Below are 3,206 nucleotides of genomic sequence, written 5' to 3' on the forward strand. Positions count from 1 at the left end.
CGGCGGCGAGCTCGGCATCGCTGCGGGCCAGCAGCCGTTGGTAGAATGCCCGCGCCGTCGCCAGCCAGCGCAGCGGCTCACGCGCCAACAATTCATGCACAAGGTCTTCGCTGCGCGCCAGATCACCTTGCCGCTCGCACAGGGTGAGCAGGGCGGCCAATGTGGGAGCGGGCACAACATAATCACGCAGTAAGCCCAACAGGTCAATGTAGGTTGGAGTGTATTCCGGTAATGGTTCCGGAGCGGCCAGCGTGCATTCAATCACTACTTGTAACGCTAGCAAGGCGCGCGTGGCGGCGTCGTCTTCTTCCCCATCATCGCTGAGTAGGCGCGCTTCAGTGGTGAGCAACGCGGCCAGATACGCCCCTTCGCTCCACCAATCCTCACCGTGGCTGTGAAATCGTAATAGCGCCAAGAGTTGCCGGTCGCTCAACGCCGCCACCTGATCGCTGCCGACGCCAAGCCGGTCGCGGTAAGCGTTGTCAATGGCGATCCGCGCCAGCGGCGATTTGCCGTCGCGGTAAAGGCCGAGGATGTGGCGGATGATCGCGCCGAATTGGGCGATCATGCGCAAAATGTAATCGTCGCGGTACATAGGTATACCGTACCCGATGGAGGGGCCGGCTGTCAAATCGGCAGCGTATGCTCCTGCACCATCCGCCTCCCGCTTTCGCTTATGGTATGATACTTCGTGCAGAGACTGGCTAGAGGAGGACATCGATGGAGCCAACGTTCATTGGGAAGGTCGCGCTGGTGACCGGCGCGGCAGCCGGGATTGGGCGCGCTTCGGCGCTGGCGTTCGCCCGCGAAGGCGCGAAAGTTGTCGTTGCTGATGTGAATGTTGAGGGCGGCGAGGAGACGGTCGCGCTCTGCCGCGTACAAAATACTGACGCAATCTTCGTCCGCTGCGACGTGTCGCAAAACAGCGAGGTCGAGCAGTTGATCGCCAAGGCGGTTGATATGTTTGGCCGGATCGACTTTGCGCATAATAATGCCGGTATCGAAGGTGTGCAGGCCATGCTGGTCGATTATCCCGAAGAGGTGTGGGATCGGGTGATCGACATTAACCTGAAGGGCGTTTGGCTGTGTATGAAGCACGAGATCCGGCAGATGCTGCGGCAGGATGGCGGCGCGATTGTCAACACCTCATCGGTGGCCGGCCTGTCGGGTTCGCGCGGGGTGTCAGCGTATGTTGCCAGCAAGCATGGTATTGTTGGTATCACTAAAGCGGCGGCGCTTGAGTATGCCCGTAACGGGATTCGCGTCAATGCGATTTGCCCCGGCACGATCCATACCGCGATGATCGATCGCTTCACCCAAGGCGATCCACAACTACTGGCCCAATTTGCCGAGGGCGAACCGATTGGCCGGCTTGGCTCGCCGGAAGAGGTGGCCAATGCCGTCGTCTGGCTCTGTTCGGATAAGGCGTCATTTGTGACCGGCGCGACCTTAGCCGTCGATGGTGGCCGGTTGGCGTGATGGAAGCTGATTCGCCCTACGCCGCTATCTATGCGGTGGTGAGCCGTATTCCGCCGGGGCGCGTGTGTACGTATGGCCGGGTAGCCGCGCTGGCTGGCCTGCCCGGCCATGCGCGTATGGTGGGCTATGCGCTGCATGTGCTCTTGCCGCACAGCGCGGTGCCGTGGTGGCGGGTGATCAACTGGGCTGGTCGCATCAGTAATGTCTACGCCGCCGATGAGCAACGTGCCCGCTTGCAAGCCGAGGGGGTGGAGGTCAGCGACGAGTATCAAATCGATCTCGCACGCTTTCTGTGGGACGGTGATGATGGCGGGTGAGGGATGAAGGCACTTACCGCAGCGACGCCGGAGGCGCGGAGGGGAGCTGTTTTCCCCTCGCGCTCGCCAATGACGAATCTTGCCCAACGTTATGACGGTCGCTTCCGCTTCAGACCAGCGCTTCTGGCTCATCTCCCTCTATGTCGCCGGGGTGGTGGTCTTTTCCGATATGTACTTGACCCAACCGATCTTGCCGCAGTTGTCGACGGAATACGGGATTGCGCCGGCTACCGCCGGGCTCAGCGTGTCGGTAGTGGTGTTGATGATTGCATTGGGTTCGCTGGCAGTTGGCCCCCTCAGCGACCGGTGGGGGCGCTGGCCGGTGATGGTAGGCAGCGCATTGCTCCTCGCGCTGCCGACACTGCTCTGCGCGTTCGCGCCATCGTTCGAGCTGTTGTTGGCGGGGCGGGCGCTGCAAGGGTTGTGCATTCCCGGCTTCACTGCAGTGGCGGTGGCCTACCTCGGCGACCGGCTGCCGGCGACTGATTTGGGTCGGGCCGTCGGCGGCTGGATCGCAGCCAATGTCGCTGGTGGTTTGAGCGGGCGGGTGGTGGGTGGCTTGATCAGCGATGGGTTTGGTTGGCGGGCCAGCTTTGTGGTGTTTGCCGGGTTGACGTTAGTGAGCGGCCTTAGCTTGCTCGTGACGCTGCCGCGTGATCGGGCGGTCGCGCCGAGGGGCGGCTGGCGGCAAGCCTATCAGGCGATGTTCACCCATGTGGCCGACCGGCATCTGCGCGCAGCCTACGTGATCGGCGGCGCGCTCTTTTTCGGCTTCCTTGGCACCTTCACCTACTTGCCCTACTACCTCAGCGCACCGCCGTTTGGCTTGCCGCCGGCGATTATCGCGCTCGCCTACGTGAGCTATCTGGCCGGCGTGATTGTCTCTCCGTGGGCCGGGGCGCTCTCGGCCCGCTATCCCCGTCCCCGGTTGATAATGATCGGGTTGTTGATTGCGATGGCCGGGATCGGTCTGACGCTCATCCCCAATTTGCCGCTGATTGCCCTCGGCTTATGGACGCTATGCAGCGGGATGTTTATTGCTCAAGGCATTGCTCCGGCGCTGGTGAACCAGTTGGCGCAACAGGCCAAAGGCGCGGCCGGTGCGCTCTATTTGGTGGCGTACTATGTTGGGGGAACGCTCGGCGGAGTCATCCCCGGCCTTGGCTGGCAGACAGCCGGCTGGCTGGGAGTGGCGGCAATCTGTCTGAGCGCGCTGGCACCGGCGTTGGCAGCCACCGTTCAGTTGAGCAGAGCAACGATCCCGTGAGACTTGGGGAGGGCGAGCAGCTCGCCAGCAGCGGGTTGAGGGGCGGACAGAACCTGTAGTTGATCACAACCGTTGATCGCTGCGCGATGCCTTATCGTCCGGCGCTGCGCTCCCCTCGCCCGCGCGCGCGGGCGAGGGGCTGG

4 protein-coding genes are annotated in these 3,206 nt (G+C 62.8%); 3 read left to right on the top strand and 1 reads right to left on the bottom strand.

Annotated features, from left to right (window positions below):
• Window positions 1-595 (bottom strand): DUF6483 family protein (locus U9R81_RS08125; protein WP_322494984.1); only part of this gene is annotated, 595 nt, incomplete at its 3' end.
• A gap of 125 nt (window positions 596-720) precedes the next feature.
• Here U9R81_RS08125 and U9R81_RS08130 point away from each other — a divergent pair.
• The 3 genes from U9R81_RS08130 (at window position 721) to U9R81_RS08140 (ending at window position 3,063) form a co-directional block, all read left to right on the top strand.
• The gene (locus U9R81_RS08130) at window positions 721-1,479 is read left to right on the top strand and encodes an SDR family oxidoreductase (RefSeq protein ID WP_322494985.1); all 759 of its coding nucleotides are present in this window, start codon (window positions 721-723) and stop codon (window positions 1,477-1,479) included.
• Window positions 1,479-1,796: an MGMT family protein gene (locus U9R81_RS08135; RefSeq protein WP_322494986.1), complete on the top strand. Its 318-nt coding sequence runs from the start codon at window positions 1,479-1,481 to the stop codon at window positions 1,794-1,796. The genes U9R81_RS08130 and U9R81_RS08135 overlap by 1 nt, the downstream gene beginning before the upstream one ends.
• 79 nt (window positions 1,797-1,875) lie before the next feature.
• Window positions 1,876-3,063, top strand: a complete 1,188-nt coding sequence (locus U9R81_RS08140; protein WP_322494987.1) for an MFS transporter — start codon at window positions 1,876-1,878, stop codon at window positions 3,061-3,063.
• The last annotated feature ends 143 nt before the right edge of the window (window positions 3,064-3,206 follow it).

Origin of the sequence: Chloroflexus sp. (genome assembly GCF_034435895.1) — a bacterium.
Lineage (GTDB): Bacteria > Chloroflexota > Chloroflexia > Chloroflexales > Chloroflexaceae > Chloroflexus.

What these genes read in the sequence shown, in the direction of transcription:
- U9R81_RS08130 (WP_322494985.1), top strand. Translation starts at nt 721, where the DNA reads ATGGAGCCAACGTTCATTGGGAAGGTCGCGCTGGTGACCGGCGCGGCA.
- U9R81_RS08135 (WP_322494986.1), top strand. Translation starts at nt 1,479, where the DNA reads ATGGAAGCTGATTCGCCCTACGCCGCTATCTATGCGGTGGTGAGCCGT.